We start from the raw sequence: 17,189 nt of genomic DNA, 5'->3' as shown, positions 1-17,189 counted from the left end.
AGAGAGGCCGCCGCCCGGCACTGGCGCAGGTATCTGCCGCATCGGCCGCAACAGCGGGAAGGCATCATGTTGGAGGTCATGCGCAGCTTCTATTTCGAGGACCTGAGCATCGGCATGCGCGAGCGACTGATGCGCACGGTCATGGAAGACGATGTCACGGGCTTCGCCAGCGTGACCGGGGACCGCAACCCGATCCACATCGACGAGGCCTATGCGGCGCAGACCCGCTTCGGCCAGCGCATCGCCCACGGCATGTTCACGGCAAGCCTCATCTCGGCCGTTCTGGGCACGCGCCTTCCCGGCCCGGGCGCCGTCTATCTTTCGCAGACGCTGCAGTTTCTGGCACCCGTGCGCATCGGCGACGTCGTCACCGCGACGGTCGAGGTGGCCGAACTCGTGCCGGAGCGGCGGCGGGTGCGCCTGTTCTGCGACTGCGTCTGTGACGGCAAGGCCGTGCTCGAGGGCGAGGCCTGGGTCGCCGTGCCCTCGCGCGCCGGCCTCTGATCGACGCTTGACCAGCCGCCCGTGTTCTTGGCAGGGTCCGCCGCGCCCGCAACCGGGCACATGTGTCCCGAGCCGCGAGAGCCGATGCCCTCGATCGTCCCGCCCGATTCGCCGTTTTTCGCCCGCAACGAGGCCTTCGTGCATTGGGGCGGCGAGGGCGACATGCCCGTGGCGCTGCGGGGCGCGGTGGTCGCCATCGGTAATTTCGACGGGCTGCACCGCGGGCACCGCTCGATCGTCGCGGCGACGGTCGCACTGGCGGGCGAGCAGGCCGCGCCGGCGGCGCTCCTGACCTTCGAACCCCATCCGAGGCGCTTCTTCGCACCCGAGAAGCCGCTCTTCCGCATCACGCCGCCGGACGTGAAGGCGATGGTGGCGGCCCGGCTCGGCCTTGCGGGCATGATCGAGCTTCACTTCGATGCCGCGCTCGCGGCGACGACCGCGCACGACTTCATCGAGAAGCTGCTCGTCGAGCGGCTCGGCGTCCGGGGCGTGGTCGTGGGACACGACTTCCACTTCGGCAAGGGCCGGCAGGGCACGCCCGCCTTCCTGGAGGAGCACGGTGCCGCGCTCGGTCTTGCCGTGCGCATCCTGCCTCCGGTCACGGAAGACGGGCAGGCCGTGTCGTCGAGCGCCATCCGCGCCAGCCTTGCCGCGGGCGACATCGGCCGAGCCAACCAACTCCTCGGCTATCGCTGGCTGGTGCGCGCCACCGTCCGCCACGGCGACAAACGCGGTCGCGATCTCGGCTATCCCACCGCCAATCTGGCGCTCGCGCCCGACTGCGGGTTGCGCCATGGCATCTATGCGGTTCGCGCCGCCGTGGCTGGCACCGTCCACATGGGGGTCGCGAGCTTCGGCCGGCGGCCGACCTTCGACAACGGCGCGCCGCTGCTCGAGGTGCATCTTTTCGATTTCCGCGGCGACCTCTACGGGCGCGCGATGGATGTGGAATTCGTCGCCTTCTTGCGCCCGGAGGAGCGTTTCGTCACGGTCGAGGCTCTCATCGGACAGATGGACAAGGATAGCGCCGAGGCCCGCCACCTGCTGGGCGAATCCAATCTCGGCGCGCCGTCGCTGCTTTGTCCCCAGCAATCCTGATCCAAAAAGGGCCTTGTTCCACCAATCTTTAACCCGTCTCGGCAAAGATCGCAGCATTCCGATCCGCTCATTGCCAAGACGATGCCCAGAATGCCGTTTTCTCGAATTTCCTTAGAAAAACATTCTCCGCTATTCATGCGCGCCGGTGGCTTTTTCCTCGGCACGGTCGCCATTCTCGCCGTCCAGCAGGCCCTGGCCATGGAGAGCGACGAGCATTTCATGCCTTTTCTTCTCGCTGCCGCCGTCCTCATCACGCTCGTCGCGGTCGGTTTCGCGCCGCGTCCACCACGTTCCCGCAGGCTGCTCGACGACAGCCTCGCGCGCCTCGCCGGGGGGCGGTTCGACGTCCTCGTGCCCCATACAGGTGACGATGGCCCCACGGGCGAGACGGCGCGCGCGGTCGAGGAACTGCGCCGGCGGCTCATCATCGCCCGCGAGCAGGAGGGCGAACTGTCGGCCCTGCGGCGCGAGCTCCACTCGCTGCGCGATGACCGCAACCGTGCCCGGGAGGCAAACCGCGCGCAACTTGCCGAGACGGTCGGCCTCATCAACGGCCGCGTGAGCCAACTCGGCACGGAGCTCGAGACACTGCGACACCAGCTCGCAATGTCGTTCGAGGAAAATCGCCGTCTGCCGCGCCGGCCATCAAACGGCGGTGTCCAGACGGCTGCGGCCGCCGCCGTCGAGCTGACGAGTTCAATCTCGGAGATCGGCCGGCAGTTGCAGCAGGGCTCCGGCATCGCCGCGCGGGCGGTGCGCGAGGTGCGGGCGACGAGCGATCTCGTCAAGGCGCTCGACAAGTCGAGTGCCAAGATCGGCGAGGTCATCACCCTCATCACCGCCATTGCGGAACAGACGAACCTCCTCGCACTCAATGCTACCATCGAGGCGGCCCGCGCGGGCGAGGCCGGCCGGGGCTTCGCCGTCGTCGCCCAGGAGGTCAAGGCGCTCGCAAACCAGACCGCCCGCGCCACCGACGAGATCCGCGGCCAGATCGCCGCCATGCAAACCGCGACTGCCCAGGCGGTCGAGGCCATCGAAACGATCTCGGGAACGATCACCTCCATCGACTCGATGACGATGACGATTGCCGAGGCGGTGAACCAGCAGAGCAGCGCCACCCAGGAGATTGCCCGCTCCATCGAGGCGGTGGCGGCAGCCGGCCGGCGGGGAGAGCCTCAGGACGTGCCGACGCCCCCGGCCGACCGCGACCTCGCCGCCTGCATCGAACGGCTTGACGACCTCATACGTGATCTCGGAGCCCAGGCGCAGGCCCTCGCGGGCGAGTCCGAGCCCGGCGAAAGGCCATTGCGCGTCGCCTGACGCCCGGCCTCGTGGCAGCAGCGACGGGCCGGCTTGTGCCGGCGGCGGTTTTGTTCGAAAACCGGTGGCCTCTTTGTGGAAAGATGCGTAGAAGACGGCCATGACCGAGCCTCGATTCAAGCTGCGAATTAACGGCCCGGCCTTCGCCTGAGGCACCCGAGAGCGGGTACCCGTGAAGGTCCGGGGTCACGCGGGCCCATTCGGGCCCCTCAACCGCTTGCCGCAACATCCCGGGCGCCGCATGCGCGCTGCGCCTACCCGAACCGGCCGATCCATGAACGCTCCCTCTCCCCCTGCTCGCGACTATTCCGAAACGCTGTTCCTGCCGCAGACATCGTTCCCAATGCGCGCCGGACTGCCCGAACGCGAGCCCGATATTCTCGCCCACTGGCAGCGCGTAGGCCTCTACGCCGCCCTGCGCGAGGCCGGCAAGGGCCGCCCGCGCTTCGTGCTGCACGACGGCCCGCCTTACGCCAATGGCCACATCCACATCGGCCACGCGCTCAACAAGGTGCTGAAGGACCTCGTCGTCCGCTCGCAGACCATGCTGGGCCACGACGCCAACTACGTGCCCGGCTGGGACTGCCACGGCTTGCCGATCGAATGGAAGATCGAGGAGGAGTACCGCGCCAAGGGCCGCAACAAGGACGAGGTGCCGGTCGTCGAATTCCGCCGCGAGTGCCGCGCCTTCGCGCAGAAGTGGATCGACGTGCAGCGCGAGGAGTTCAAGCGCCTCGGCATCGAGGGCGACTGGGCGCATCCCTATCTCACCATGGCCTATCCGGCCGAGGCGCAGATCGCCCGCGAACTGATGAAGTTCGCGGCGAGCGGCCAGCTCTATCGCGGCTCCAAGCCCGTCATGTGGTCGATCGTCGAGCGCACGGCGCTCGCCGAGGCGGAGGTGGAGTATCAGGAGCACACCTCGCCGACCATCTACGTCAAGTTCCCGGTCAAGGCTCGCTCGGGCACGCCACTCGACGGCGCCTCCGTCATCATCTGGACGACGACGCCCTGGACCATCCCGGGCAACCGCGCCATCGCCTATGCCGACGACATCGCCTACGGCCTCTACGAGGTCAGCGACGCTCCGGCCGGCAACTGGGCGGTGAAGGGCGAGCGCTACGTGCTCGCCGACAAGCTCGCCGACGAGGTCATGAAGGCAGCGCGCGTCGAGCGCTGGCACCGCATCGCCGCCGTCGCGCCAAAGGACCTTGCCGGCCTCCTGTGCGCCCATCCGCTCGCCGGCCAGGGCTATGACTTCGGCGTGCCGCTCCTTGCCGGCGACTTCGTGACCGACGACGCCGGCACGGGCTTCGTGCACACCGCACCCGGGCACGGCGCCGACGACTACAACCTTTGGGCGACGCACAAGGCCGCCTTCGCCGCCGCCGGCACGCCGGACGTGCCGCACACGGTCGGGCCCGACGGAGCCTATTATCCGCACGTGCCGCTCTTTGCCGGCGCCCGGGTGCTCGATGACAAGGGCCGCGAGGGCGATGCCAACGAGCGCGTCATCAAGGCCCTGATCGAGACCGGCAAGCTCGCCGCGCGAGGCCGTCTCAAGCACCAGTACCCGCATTCCTGGCGTTCCAAGGCGCCGCTCATCTTCCGCAACACGCCGCAGTGGTTCATCGCCATGGACAAGCCGCTCGACGGGCCGGGCGATACGCTGCGCGCGCGGGCGCTGAAGGCCATCGCCGCCACGCAGTGGGTGCCACAGGCGGGCGAGAACCGCATCAACGGCATGATCGAGAATCGCCCGGACTGGGTCATCTCGCGCCAGCGCGCCTGGGGTGTACCGATCACGGTCTTCGTGCGGGAGGATGACAGCGGCAACGTTGTCGAACTCGCCCCCGGTCCCGGTTTCGCCGCGAGCGAGGAACTGTCCGCCCGCATCGCCGCCGCCTTCGAGGCGGAGGGGGCGGATGCCTGGTTCAGCGCCGACCCGCGCCGCTTCCTGGACGGCCTCGTCGACGATCCATCCGCCTGGACGCCGGTGATGGACATCCTCGACGTGTGGTTCGATTCCGGCTCCACCCATGCCTTTACGCTCGAGGTGCGGCCGGACCTCAAAACCCGGCGCCGCGTCGACGGCGGGCACGACCGGGTGATGTATCTCGAGGGCTCGGACCAGCATCGTGGCTGGTTCCACTCCTCGCTGCTCGAGAGCTGCGGCACGCGCGGGCGCGCGCCATACGACGTCGTCGTCACGCACGGCTTCACGCTCGACGAGCAGGGCCGCAAGATGTCGAAGTCGCTCGGCAACACGGTCGCCCCGCAGGACGTCATCAAACAGTTTGGCGCCGACATCCTGCGCCTGTGGACAGCCTCGGTCGACTATTGGGACGACCAGCGCATCGGCCCGGAGATCCTGAAGAGCGTCGTCGACCAGTACCGCAAGCTGCGCAACACCATTCGCTGGATGCTCGGCACGCTGCACCATTTCGACGCGCGCGAGCTCGTGACGACGAACCGCATGCCGGAGCTGGAGCGACTGATGCTGCACCGGCTCTGCGAGCTCGACGGCGAGGTGCGCAAGGCCTATGCCGCCTACGACTACAAGCGCGTCGTCGCCCTGCTCGCGGCCTTCATGACGTCGGATCTGTCCGCCTTCTATTTCGACGTGCGCAAGGACGCGCTCTATTGCGACCCGGCGTCGAGCCTGACGCGCCGCAGCGCGCTGACGGTCATCGACCAGCTCTTCCGCTGCGTCGTGACGTGGCTTGCGCCGGTCCTCGTCTTCACCGCGGAGGAGGCCTGGCTCGCCCGCTTCGGCAGCGATGCGGGCTCGGTGCATCTGGAGCAGTTCCCGATCATCCCGCCCGAATGGCGCGACGACGAGCTCGCAAGCCGCTGGGCGAGGATCCGGCGCGTGCGCCGCGTCGTCACCGGCGCGCTCGAGATCGAGCGGGCCCAGAAGCGCATCGGCTCGAGCCTCGAGGCGGCGCCCGTCGTGCATGTGACGGACCCCGAGCTGCGCCGGCTTCTGGGCGATGTCGACTTCGCCGAAATCTGCATCACATCCGCCATCACCGTTACGGACGGCGAGGGTCCGGCGGAGGCCTTCCGGCTGGACGACGTACCCGGCGCCGCCGTGGTGCCGGCAAAGGCGCAGGGGCGCAAGTGCGCCCGCTCGTGGAAGATCTCGCCCGACGTCGGCAAGGATGCCGACTATCCGGACGTGACGCCGCGCGATGCCGCGGCGCTGCGCGAGTGGGATGCCCGTCACAAGGCCGCCTGACGCATGACGCACACCCGGTCCGGCTTCCTCATCGCGCTCATCACGCTGGCGCTCGATCAGGCGACGAAACTCTGGCTCTATTTCGTCGCCGAGATCACGACCTGGACCGAGCCGGTCGTGCTCGCGCCCTTCGTGTCGCTGACGCTGGTCTGGAACCGGGGCATCTCCTATGGCCTCTTCCAGCAGTCGAGCGAGGCCGGCCGTTGGGCGCTGATCGTCCTGTCCTTCGCGGCGGCGGTCGGCCTGTCGGTCTGGCTGACGCGCGGCGTACACCGGGCGGTAGCGGTCGGGCTCGGCCTCCTCATCGGCGGAGCGGTCGGCAATGCCATCGACCGGTTGATCTATGGCGCGGTGCTCGACTTCGTGCATCTGCACGCGGGCTCCTTCAGCTGGTATGTGTTCAATGTCGCCGATGCGGCGATCGTTGCGGGCGTGGTGCTCCTTCTGTATGACTCCTTCTTCCTCGAGCGCAGGCGCTCGGCCGCGCCGCGCGGCTGACGGCCCGCCTCGCGCCGGCGCTGCGCCTCACTATCGCCGCACCGGTCGCAGAAACGTGGCGTACCGGCACGAGAACGCCGGTTGTTGTTGATGGGATAGGATCATGACGCGAAACGACGTGACGTCCGGCCTCGCCAAGCCCGGCCTCATGAAGGCGGGGCTCCTGGCCGCCATCGCCGCATTCGCGTTTGCCCTTGCCCACCCGGGGCCGGCGCAGGCGCAGGACGAGAGCGGCGTTTTCATGAAGAACCTGCTCGGCTCGCTCGGCATCATCGAAGGCGAAAAAGACGCGATCATCTATCGCGAGCGTGCGCCCCTCGTCGTGCCGCCGTCGACGAATGTGCTGCCGCCGCCGCGCGATGGCGAGCGGCTGACGGCCAATCCCGCCTGGCCAAAGGATCCCGACGTCACCAAGGCACGGGAAGCCGCTGCTGCGGCGCGCCGGCCGGTGCCTGTGCGCAATGACCAGATGGTGTCGCAGGGCGGCCGAATGTCGAGCCAGGAGTTGCTCGCCGTCCGTGGCACGGGTGCGAACAGCGCGCCGCAGCCGATTGCAAATCCGTGCTACGGTGACAACTGCCGCGAGACGCACTGGGTCAATCCGAACCAGCTGCGCTACTCCAACGGCCGCAATCCCGACGCGCCGCCGATCGCCTACGGCCAGGAGCCGCAGCGCCAGGCGCTGACGGAGCCGCCGGCCGGATACCGCCTGCCCTCGCCCGAGGCCCCCATCGGCAAGGGCCAGCGCGCCCCCGCCACCTCCGCGCCCGAGGACGGCGATCCGCGCGGCTTCATCAATCAGGAAGCGCGCCGCAACCGGTGACAAGCGCGCGCCTGCAACCCATGTCCCAGGGCGTAGGCCGCGCACGGCCGGCCCCCGGATCGTCCGGCACAGGGCTTGCCGCGCCGGCTGTTGTATGCAGCCGGCGTGCCGCTTTCCAGAGGCCCATCCGTCCCAGGCGCTCCGACCGGAAAACACCATGACAGACACCCCTCCCGCCGACCTCACGCCCACCGCGACCCGGCATCAGGTGCCGGAGGGCGCAGCCGCGCAGACCCACACCTTCCGCCTCGACAATGGGCTCGACGTTGTCGTCATTCCGGATCGGCGGGTGCCTGTCGTCACCCACATGGTCTGGTATCGCAACGGCTCTGCGGATGACCCGGCCGGCAAGTCCGGCATCGCCCACTTCCTCGAGCATCTGATGTTCAAGGGAACGGCGAAACATCCCGCCGGGGAGTTCTCCAAGGTCGTCGCCGCCCTCGGCGGGCAGGAAAACGCTTTCACCTCCTACGACTACACGGCCTATTTCCAGCGCGTTGCCAAGGAGCACCTCGGCACGATGATGGAATTCGAGGCCGATCGCATGACCGGCCTCGTGCTCAGCGACGATGTCGTCGATCCCGAGCGCGATGTGGTGCTGGAGGAACGGCGCATGCGCGTCGAGACCGACCCCTCCGCTCAGCTCGGCGAGGCGATGGAGGCGGCGCTCTACGTGCACCACCCGTACGGCACGCCCATCATCGGCTGGATGCACGAGATCGAGAATCTCAGCCGCGCCGATGCGCTCGCCTATTACGAGCGTTTCTACACACCAGAGAATGCCATCCTTGTCGTCGCTGGCGATGTCGAGGCGCAGGAGGTACGCGCACTCGCCGAGAAGACCTACGGCAAGGTCAAGCCGCGCGGCGCGCTGCCCCAGCGGCAGCGTCCGCGCGAGCCGGAACCGCGGGCCCTGCGCAAGGTGACTGTGGCCGATCCCAAGGTCGAACAGCCCTACGTGCAGCGCGCCTATCTCGTGCCGTCCGCCCGCACGCAGACGGGCAGCGAGGCCTATGCGCTCGACGTGCTCGCCGAGATCCTCGGCGGCGGCGCGACATCGGTGCTCTACCGCGAACTCGTGATGAAGCGCGACATCGCGGTGTCCGCCGGCGCCTACTACCTGTCCGGGATGCTGGATGACAGCCGCTTCCTCGTCTATGCGGTGCCCAAGCCCGATATCTCCCTCGATAGGCTGGACGAGGCGCTCGATGGCGTCCTCGCCGATTTTCTTGCCCGCGGCGTCGAGCCGGCGGAGCTCGCGAGTGCCAAGACCCGCCTCATCGCCGAGATGGTCTATGCCGCTGACAACCAGGCCCATCTCGCCCGCATCTACGGGGCGGCGCTCGCCGTCGGCGAAACGGTGGAGGAGGTCGATGCCTGGCCCGCCCGCATCGAGGCCGTGACGGCCGAGGAGGTCGTGGACGCGGCCCGCAAATTCCTCATCGCGCGCCGTGCCGTCATCGGCCATCTCGCTCACGCCGATTGATTCGTCGTCCACCGACCCCTGTTTCGACTGGATCCGCCATGACAACGAGTGCCGTCACGACGATCGCCGAGAAGTCTTCCCGGGCGACGCATCGGGTGCAGCGCGTCGTATCCCCCGGCGGGATCGAGGCCTGGCTGGTCGAGGAGCATGCCGTGCCCCTGGTGGCGCTTGAGTTCGCCTTTCTCGGCGGCACCGCCCAGGATGGCGCAGGCAAGGGCGGCACGGCGACGATGCTCGCCGGCCTGCTTGACGAGGGCGCCGGCCCGCACGATTCCGCCGCCTTCCAGCAGATGCTCGCGGACCGGGCCATCGAGCTGCGTTTCCACGCCGACCGGGACACCCTGCGCGGCTCGCTGAAAACCCTGCGCCGCAATGCGGACGAGGCCTTCGACCTGCTCAGGCTCGCCGTCTGCGAGCCGCGCTTCGACACCGATGCCATCGCCCGCGTCAGGGCGCAGGTGGAGGCAGGCCTGCGCCATGTCCTGAAGGATCCCGATGCCATCTCGCAGGAGCAGTTCTTCCGCCACGCCTTCCCGGACCATCCCTACGGGCGCCCGCCCCAGGGCACGCTCGCTGAGGTGCCGGCGATCACGCGCGACGATGTCACGGCCATGCGCGATGCTACCATGGCGCGGTCCAACCTCTTCGTCACGGCCGTGGGTGCCATTGATGCGCAGACGCTTGCCGCGCGGCTCGACGACGTCTTCGGCACCTTGCCCGCGACCGCCGGGGTCATGCCGCCGGCGGACATGCCGCCGGCAACGGCGGCTGCGCCCGTCGTCGTCGACCTCGACGTACCGCAGTCGGTGATCCGGTTCGGCGGGCCGGGTGTTGCACGCCGCGATGCGGATTATCTGCCCGCCTATGTCCTCAACCACATCCTGGGCGGCGGTGCCTTCACCTCACGGCTCTTTCAGGAAGTGCGCGAGAAGCGCGGCCTCGCCTATGGCGTGCACACCGCCCTGCTGCCGCTGCGCAACAGCGCCCTCTTCACCGGCTCGACGGCGACAAAGAACGAGCGCGCCGCCGAATCGCTGTCCGTGATCCGCGCCGAGATCGCGGACCTCCTTGCCAAGGGGCCGGGTGAAGACGAGCTCGAAAAGGCGAGGCAGTTCCTCATCGGCTCCTATGCACTGCACTTCGACACCTCGACGAAGATCGCGCGGCAATTGCTGCAGATCGCTATCGACAGCCTCGGCATCGACTATATCGACCGGCGCAACGCCCTCGTTGCAGCCGTCACCATGGCCGACGTGCGCCGCGCGGCGGAGCGCCTGTTTGCGGGCGGCGAGATGCTTGTGGTCGCCGTGGGCCGGCCCGAAGGGCTGTAGAGGGCGTTGCCCTTTCGAGGGGGCGCCCTTGCCCCGGTCTGCCGCGCAAGGGTGCCGAGCACCGGTAGCCCGACGCAGCCGGGCACATTATGGTCGCCTTCATGCCTGATGAGTCTCGCCGGGCGCCCAACGCCCGGCCGACCCGTCCCAAGAGCCGTGTCATGAGAGGCCTTCGATGACCTTCACCCAGTCGATCGATCTTGCCCGCGCCACCACCGTCGGCGGCAACGGCCTGCCGGATACAGCCATCGATGCGGCGCTCGCCGCCGTCGAGACCGCCGCTGGCCGGCTCGCCAGCGAGTACCGGGCAGGTACGCTGCCGCTCCTTTCCGTACCCGGTGAGACCGGAGACCTCGCGGCCATCCGCCAAGCCGGCGCGCGCCTCGCGGATGGGGCGAGCGACGTCGTCATCCTGGGCACCGGTGGCTCGAGTCTCGGCGGGCAGACGCTCGCCCAGCTCGCCGATTATGCCGTGCCGGGCCTCGGCCGCTTTGCCGACAAGCCACGCATCCACTTCCTCGACAATCTCGATCCGCTCACCTTCGGCAGCCTCTTGGAGCGCCTGCCGCTCGCGACGACGCGCTTTGCCGCCGTCTCGAAGTCCGGCGGCACGGGCGAGACGCTGCTGCAGACCATGGCCGTGCTCTCGGCGCTCGACCGCCAGGGGTTGCGCTCGCGGGCCGGATCGCTGTTCGTCGGCCTGTCGGAGCCGCAGGTCGACGGCGGCAAGCGCAATGCCCTGCGCGCCCTGCTGGAGCCGGAGGGCGCGCCCTTCCTCGACCATCACACCGGCGTCGGCGGGCGCTATTCGGTGCTGACCAACGTCGGCCTCCTGCCGGCGGCGACCCTCGGCCTCGATATCGCCGCGATCCGCGCGGGCGCGGCCGAGGTGGTGGCGCCCTTCATCTCGGGCGGGGACGTGCGCGAGGCGCCGAGCGCCATCGGCGCGGCGCTCAACGTGGCGGCGACGCTCGAGGGCAAGGCCATCGCCGTCTTCATGGGCTATGCGGACCGGCTCGAGCGCTTCGCCCGCTGGTGGGTGCAGCTGTGGGCCGAGAGTCTCGGCAAGGACGGCAAGGGCACGCAGCCCGTCGCCGCGCTCGGGCCCGTCGACCAGCACAGCCAGCAGCAGCTCTATCTCGCCGGCCCCAAGGACAAGCTCTTCACCGTCGTCACCACGGCCGCGCGCGGCCGTGGTCCGACAATCGACGCCGGGCTCGCGGAGCGGGCTGGCCAGGCCGATTTCGCCGGCAAGACCATCGGCGACCTTGTGGCGGCGCAGGGCATCGCCATGATCGACACCTTCGTGCGCAACGGCTGCCCCGTCCGCCACATCCATGTCGACCGCATCGACGAGCGCACCATGGGTGCGCTGCTCATGCACTTCATGCTGGAGACGATCCTGACCGGCTTCGCGCTCGGCATCGACCCCTTCGACCAGCCGGCGGTGGAAGAGGCGAAAATCCTCGCCAAACGCTACCTCGCCGAGGGACGCGGCTAGGGAGGGGCCCCTCCTCCCCACCAGGGGGAGGGGAGAACCGTGCCTTGTCGATGGACCAGAAGCGCAACGAAAGATCCCCATGGCGGTGCGCCGTCTCGACCCCATCCTGATCGACCGCATTGCCGCTGGCGAAGTGATCGAGCGGCCGGCCGCGGCCGTGAAGGAACTCGTCGAGAACGCGCTCGATGCCGGAGCCGCGACCATCGAGGTGGTGATCGAGGCCGGCGGGCGGCGCCTCATCCGCGTCAGCGACGACGGCGCGGGCATGACGCGCGAGGACCTTGTCCTCGCCGTCGAGCGCCACGCCACCTCCAAGCTGCCGACCGGCGACCTCTTCGCCATCGCGACCCTCGGCTTCCGGGGCGAGGCGCTGCCGTCCATCGGCGCCGTCGCCCGCCTGTCGATCACGACGCGCCACCGGGACGAGCCGCACGGCTGGGAGATCGTGGTCGATGCCGGCGTCAAGCACGAGCCGCGGCCCGCCGCCGCCGTGCGCGGCACGCGCATCGAGGTCACCGGCCTCTTCGCCGCCACGCCGGCCCGCCTCAAGTTCCTCAAGACCGACAGGGCGGAGGCCCAGGCCGTCGCCGAGACGGTGAAGCGCCTCGCCATGGCGCACCCCAACGTGCGCTTCGTGCTCGCCGGCGACAATCTCTCGCCGCTCGACCTGCCGGCGGAGGGGGATGACGCGGAGGCACGCCTCAGGCGCATCACGCGCCTCATCGGCCCCGATTTCGCGCCCAACGCCCTGCCCGTCGCGGCGAGCCGCGAGGGCATCGACCTCGAGGGCTTCGTCAGCCTGCCGACCTACCACCGCGGCACGGCGGCGCATGTCCACACCACGGTCAACGGCCGGCCGGTGCGCGACAAGCTCATCCTCGGCGCTATCCGCGGGGCCTACATGGATTTCCTGCCGCGCGACCGGCACCCGGCACTGGCGCTCGCCATCACCTGCGATCCGCGCGCCGTCGACGTCAATGTCCACCCCGCCAAGACGGAGGTGCGCTTCCGCGACAGTAGCCTCGTGCGCGGCCTCGTCGTCGGCGCCTTGAAGGAGGCGCTCACGCGCGCCGGCCACCGGGCGACGACCACCGGGGGCCTGCGGACATTGGAGGCGGTGCGGCCCGCAGTCGGCCTACCGCCTGTCGGCGTGCTGCCGCGCGCTGTCCCCTCCCCCGCGCTGCAGCAGCGCGAGCCGGCCCCCGCCGCCTGGCGCGGCTGGCAGGCCCCGCTCGCCGGGCTCGACGAACCGGGACAGCCGACGCTGGGCGACCTCGCCGGGCCGTCCGCCGATGCGCGGGCGGATGCCATGACGCCGGAGGCGGAAGCGCTGGCGCAGCCGCTCGGCGCCGCCCGCGCGCAACTGCACGAGAACTACATCATCGCGCAGACCCAGGACGGCGTTGTCATCGTCGACCAACACGCGGCGCACGAGCGGCTCGTCTACGAACGGCTTAAGCGCGAGCGCGCCGCCACGGGCATCACGCGGCAATTGCTCCTCATCCCCGAGATCGTCGAGCTCGACCCCGTCGAGGCCGACAGGCTCATCGCCCATGCCGAGACGCTGGAGGCGCTCGGCCTCGTCATCGAGGGCTTCGGGCACGGTGCCGTCGCCGTGCGCGAGGTGCCGGCGGCGCTCGCCGGCGGGGCGATCAAGCCGCTCGTTCGCGATGTCGCCGACGCCCTGACGGAATGGGGCGATGCGCGTGCGCTCGAAGAGCGCCTCGACCATGTGCTCGCCACCATGGCCTGCCACGGCTCGGTGCGCTCGGGCCGCAGGCTGCGCGCGGAGGAAATGAACGCCCTCCTGCGCGAGATGGAGGCGACCCCGCATTCCGGCCAGTGCAACCACGGCCGGCCGACCTATGTCGAGCTCAAGCTGGCCGATATCGAGCGCCTCTTCGGCCGCCGCTGAGCACAATCGGCTTCCATCGCAGTGACGGCACCGGTCCCGCCGGGGCCTGCCGTCGGTCCCCGCCTCGCGTGCACGACCGGCAACGCCGCAACATCGATCGACAGCCTGCGGCCTTATCCAGCCCCATCCGCATTCACCGGTCCCTGGCGCAGGGACGATCGTTCGCCGATCCTCCGACATCTCGCACGCCAGCTCCCCGATGGGGAAATAATACATTTCCCGATCGAGCATGAGCAACGTCTGGACAAACCACATATCTCTGCTAGTTTCCACCCCGTCGAAGCGCGATATACTACTTATATGAGAACGAATAACGCAATACAACGCTCTACTTTCATGAATAATATTTGAATACTTAACTTCTTTATCTATTTCAATATTACAAACAAATATAATCGAAAGGAAATTACCATGGGTTGCTGCATCAGAGTTTGCCGTCCTGCGCCTGTCATGTGCCCGCCGGTGTGCCTGCCCAAGTGCCCGCCGCCGCCTCCTCCGCCTCCTCCTCCTCCTCCGCCGCCGCCACCACCGCCGCCACCGCCGGCGCCTCCTCCTCCTCCGCCGCCGCCACCACCGCCGCCACCGCCGGCGCCTCCTCCTCCTCCGCCGCCGCCGCCGCCGCCACCGCCGCCGCCGCCACCACCGCCGCCGCCGCCCAAGCCGTGCCCATGCCCGCCGAAGCCGCAGTGCCCACCGCCGCCGCCCAAGCCGGGCCCATGCCCACCGAAGCCGGAGTGCCCGCCGGCGCCGCCCAAGCCGTGCCCGCCGAAGAACTGCGGCTGTGACGACAAGGGCCTCAAGAAGTTACAGAATGATATCAAGAATACGCTCGAGAACTTCAGAAAGGAGTTCAGCGACTTTTCCGAGAAGCTCGCCGACCTCTTCGGCAAGGGCAATGGTCGCAAGTGCCACAACAAGTGCGATCACCATAACAAGAACGACATCGGCAACCTCCTCGCGAGGCTCCTCATCGGCCTGAGGCTTTCGGCGTAAGACATTGCTCCTCCGGAGCGGGACAGATCCCGCTCCGGACGATTTCCGGCCGCCGAGCCGAGCTCCGCCTCGGTGATCACGCCGGCACGACGCGCCGGCCGTCGCAGGACAGCGACGGCCGGTGCGTCGTTTCTTGCTGTTCGTCCTGAGGCGACGCGCCGGTGCGGTCGTTGGAAGTCCTTCGGAGCGCGAGGCCGCTGCTTCACGCGCCCGCGATGTTGCCTGATTCCCCGACCCCGCCGGCAAAGCGCATGACGAGCGCTTTGGTATCGCCGTACTGCCGCTCCTCGAGAAGTTCGAAACCCTCCGGCGGAACGAAGGGCGACGATGCTGCCTCCTCCACGACCACCAGCGCGTCCGGCGCCAGCCAGCCGCCTTCGCAAGCGCTCGTCAGCGCGCGCTCCGCAAGGCCCTTGCCATAGGGCGGGTCGCAGAAGACGAGCGAAAAGGGCTCGAGGGGCTTTGCGGGACCGAGCTTCGTCGCGTCGCGCCGGAAGATGCGCGTCAATCCGGCAGCGCCGAGCGCGTCGACATTGGCGCGGATCACGCCCCGCGCCTCGGCGCCGTTGTCGACGAGAAGCGCAAAGGCCGCGCCGCGCGACACGGCCTCCAGCCCCATGGCGCCGGTGCCGGCGAAGAGATCGAGCACCCGCGCCCCCGCGACGGGGTCGTCATAGGCGTGGGTCAGCACGTTGAAGAGGGCTTCGCGCAGCCGGTCGGAGGTCGGCCGGATGGCCTCGCTCCTCGGTCCGGCGAGCGCGCGGCCTTTGAACCGCCCGGCGACGATGCGCATGGCGCCGCCCCTCAGCCCCTGCGCGGGCCGGACGGCTTGCGCGGGCCGCCGGGACGCGGCGGACGCCCGCCGGGCTTGCCGCCGGGCCTTCCACCGGCCGGCTTGCCGCCAGCGGGTTTGCCGCCGGAGGGCCTGGCACCCGAAGGCTTGCCGCCGAAGGGCTTGGTTCCGAAGGATTTGGCTCCGAACTTGCCCGGCCGCTTTCCGCCAGCCGGCTTGTCGGACCGCTCGTCGCCGCTCCTGTCGAACCGCCCAGCCGGGCCGGCGCGGCCGCGCGGGGCGGGACGGTCACCGGTGGGACGACGCGGCGGCCTGTCGTCGGTCCATGCCCGGTCGGCACCACCGCGACCTGCGCGTCCGCCCTCCGCCGGCCCGCGGCGGCGCGGCAGGGGTGCCTCGCGCGCCGGCTCCTCGGCGTGGCTCACGATGCGCTCGACCAGCACCTTGCGGCCGCGGGCATCGGCGATGCGGCCGGCACGGGCATGTTCCTTCTCCGCGCTCGCCTGGCGCTCGGCCTTGGGGTCGGCGCCGCGGCGCGGCGGGCGCGCGCGGCCGCTCGTGCCCTCGTCGGCACGCCACACGCTGCGGCCCTTCGTCTCCTCCCGCCGTGCAGCCTCCTTCGGCTCCGCCGCGGAGGCGCGACGGGCTTCCGCCGGCCTGCGGCTTCGCCCCGGCCGCTCGAGGATATCAGTGTCCGGCGCGAAGACCGGCGCCTCGAAGTCCGTTCCCGCTTCCGCCGCCAGCTTGTCGCCGAGCTGGTCCTTCAGTACGCGCGTGCGCACCTCCTCGACGGCCCCCTCACCGAGGTCGCCGAGCTGGAAGGGGCCGAAGGAGACGCGGATGAGCCGGTTCACCCTGAGCCCGAGGTGCTCCAGGATGCGCTTGACCTCGCGGTTCTTGCCCTCGCGCAGGCCGAGCGTCAGCCAGACGTTGTCGCCCTGCTGGCGCTCGAGCCGCGCCTCGACGGGGCCATAATGCATGCCCTCGATGGTGACGCCGTCGGCGAGACGGTCGAGCGCCGCCTGGTCCGTCTCGCCGTAGGCGCGCACGCGATAACGCCGCAGCCAGCCGGTGTCGGGATGGGCGAGGACGCGCGCGAGGCCGCCGTCATTGGTGATGAGCAGCAAACCCTCGGTATTGATGTCGAGCCGGCCGATGGCGACGACGCGGGGCAGATCCTGCGGCAGGGCGTCGAAGACCGTCGGCCGTCCTTCCGGGTCGCGCGCCGTCGTCACGAGGCCGCGCGGCTTGTGATAGAGCCAGAGGCGCGTGCGCTCGCGCGTCGGCATCGGCGTCCCGTCGATCGTCACCCGGTCCTCGGGGCCGATCAGCGTCGCCGGCGTGTCGATGGCCTTGCCGTTCACGGCCACGCGCCCGGCGCGGATGATCTCCTCCGCATCCCGGCGCGAGGCGACGCCGGCGCGTGCCATGATCTTGGCGATGCGCTGGCGCCCGTCGCGATCGGGCAGGACCTCGCGCTGGGCCGCGGCTCGCGCCGGCCGGCGCGGCGCGGCATCGCGCCTTTCCTCGCGTCCGGGGCGCGCCTTTCGCATCAGGGGGCGGTCGCCCTCCTCACGGGCGGGGTGGCGAGGCGCCCTGCCGCCGGCTCCCCGGTCAGCGAAACTCTTGCCCGCCGGGCCCCTCCCGGCCGGACCCTTGCCGCCGCTGCGGCGCGGGCCG

General features: G+C 69.8%; 14 protein-coding genes. 10 read left to right on the top strand and 4 right to left on the bottom strand.

Annotated features, from left to right (window positions below):
• Positions 1-66 precede the first annotated feature (66 nt).
• From BOQ54_RS05455 to mutL, 10 genes are all read left to right on the top strand, one after another.
• On the top strand, positions 67-504 hold the full coding sequence (locus tag BOQ54_RS05455) for a MaoC family dehydratase (protein WP_055459304.1): 438 nt from the start codon (positions 67-69) through the stop codon (positions 502-504).
• A gap of 84 nt (positions 505-588) precedes the next feature.
• Positions 589-1,605, top strand: a complete 1,017-nt coding sequence (locus BOQ54_RS05450; protein WP_055459305.1) for a bifunctional riboflavin kinase/FAD synthetase — start codon at positions 589-591, stop codon at positions 1,603-1,605.
• Positions 1,606-1,740: 135 nt separating this feature from the next.
• Positions 1,741-2,928 (top strand): methyl-accepting chemotaxis protein, encoded by a 1,188-nt coding sequence (locus BOQ54_RS05445; RefSeq protein ID WP_071923472.1) that lies wholly within the window; start codon positions 1,741-1,743, stop codon positions 2,926-2,928.
• 274 nt (positions 2,929-3,202) lie between these two features.
• Entirely contained in the window at positions 3,203-6,169 is a 2,967-nt protein-coding gene (gene ileS, locus BOQ54_RS05440; protein WP_071923471.1) for an isoleucine--tRNA ligase, read from the top strand.
• 3 nt (positions 6,170-6,172) lie between these two features.
• Positions 6,173-6,667 (top strand): signal peptidase II, encoded by a 495-nt coding sequence (lspA, locus tag BOQ54_RS05435; protein ID WP_063189436.1) that lies wholly within the window; start codon positions 6,173-6,175, stop codon positions 6,665-6,667.
• Between the two features lie 103 nt (positions 6,668-6,770).
• Positions 6,771-7,490 carry a hypothetical protein gene (locus tag BOQ54_RS05430; RefSeq protein ID WP_055459309.1) on the top strand — a complete coding sequence of 240 codons (720 nt, stop codon included), beginning with the start codon at positions 6,771-6,773 and terminating at the stop codon, positions 7,488-7,490.
• A gap of 157 nt (positions 7,491-7,647) precedes the next feature.
• A complete protein-coding gene (locus BOQ54_RS05425) occupies positions 7,648-8,976 on the top strand; it encodes a M16 family metallopeptidase (protein WP_071923470.1) in 1,329 nt (442 codons plus the stop codon).
• 38 nt (positions 8,977-9,014) lie between these two features.
• Positions 9,015-10,307, top strand: a complete 1,293-nt coding sequence (locus BOQ54_RS05420; protein ID WP_071923469.1) for a M16 family metallopeptidase — start codon at positions 9,015-9,017, stop codon at positions 10,305-10,307.
• A gap of 175 nt (positions 10,308-10,482) precedes the next feature.
• Positions 10,483-11,808 carry a glucose-6-phosphate isomerase gene (locus BOQ54_RS05415; RefSeq protein ID WP_063189432.1) on the top strand — a complete coding sequence of 442 codons (1,326 nt, stop codon included), beginning with the start codon at positions 10,483-10,485 and terminating at the stop codon, positions 11,806-11,808.
• A gap of 79 nt (positions 11,809-11,887) precedes the next feature.
• Positions 11,888-13,723, top strand: coding sequence for a DNA mismatch repair endonuclease MutL (mutL, locus tag BOQ54_RS05410; RefSeq protein WP_071923468.1), 1,836 nt, complete (start codon positions 11,888-11,890; stop codon positions 13,721-13,723).
• Positions 13,724-14,171: 448 nt separating this feature from the next.
• On the opposite strand, the gene BOQ54_RS20000 is transcribed toward mutL, so the two are convergent.
• The 4 genes from BOQ54_RS20000 to BOQ54_RS05395 all read right to left on the bottom strand — a co-directional run bounded on the left by BOQ54_RS20000 (position 14,172) and on the right by BOQ54_RS05395 (position 17,062).
• Positions 14,172-14,417 (bottom strand): hypothetical protein, encoded by a 246-nt coding sequence (locus BOQ54_RS20000; protein ID WP_186438028.1) that lies wholly within the window; start codon positions 14,415-14,417, stop codon positions 14,172-14,174.
• Positions 14,418-14,527: 110 nt separating this feature from the next.
• Positions 14,528-14,653 (bottom strand): hypothetical protein, encoded by a 126-nt coding sequence (locus BOQ54_RS20350; RefSeq protein WP_276200504.1) that lies wholly within the window; start codon positions 14,651-14,653, stop codon positions 14,528-14,530.
• Positions 14,654-14,918: 265 nt separating this feature from the next.
• The gene (gene rsmD, locus BOQ54_RS05400; RefSeq protein WP_055459314.1) at positions 14,919-15,509 is read right to left on the bottom strand and encodes a 16S rRNA (guanine(966)-N(2))-methyltransferase RsmD; all 591 of its coding nucleotides are present in this window, start codon (positions 15,507-15,509) and stop codon (positions 14,919-14,921) included.
• Positions 15,510-15,520: 11 nt separating this feature from the next.
• Positions 15,521-17,062 carry a pseudouridine synthase gene (locus BOQ54_RS05395; RefSeq protein ID WP_071923467.1) on the bottom strand — a complete coding sequence of 514 codons (1,542 nt, stop codon included), beginning with the start codon at positions 17,060-17,062 and terminating at the stop codon, positions 15,521-15,523.
• Positions 17,063-17,189: the final 127 nt, after the last annotated feature.

This window comes from Chelatococcus daeguensis, assembly GCF_001887265.1.
GTDB classification, from domain to species: domain Bacteria; phylum Pseudomonadota; class Alphaproteobacteria; order Rhizobiales; family Beijerinckiaceae; genus Chelatococcus_A; species Chelatococcus_A sambhunathii.
This window is presented reverse-complemented; position numbering and strand designations above follow the sequence as displayed.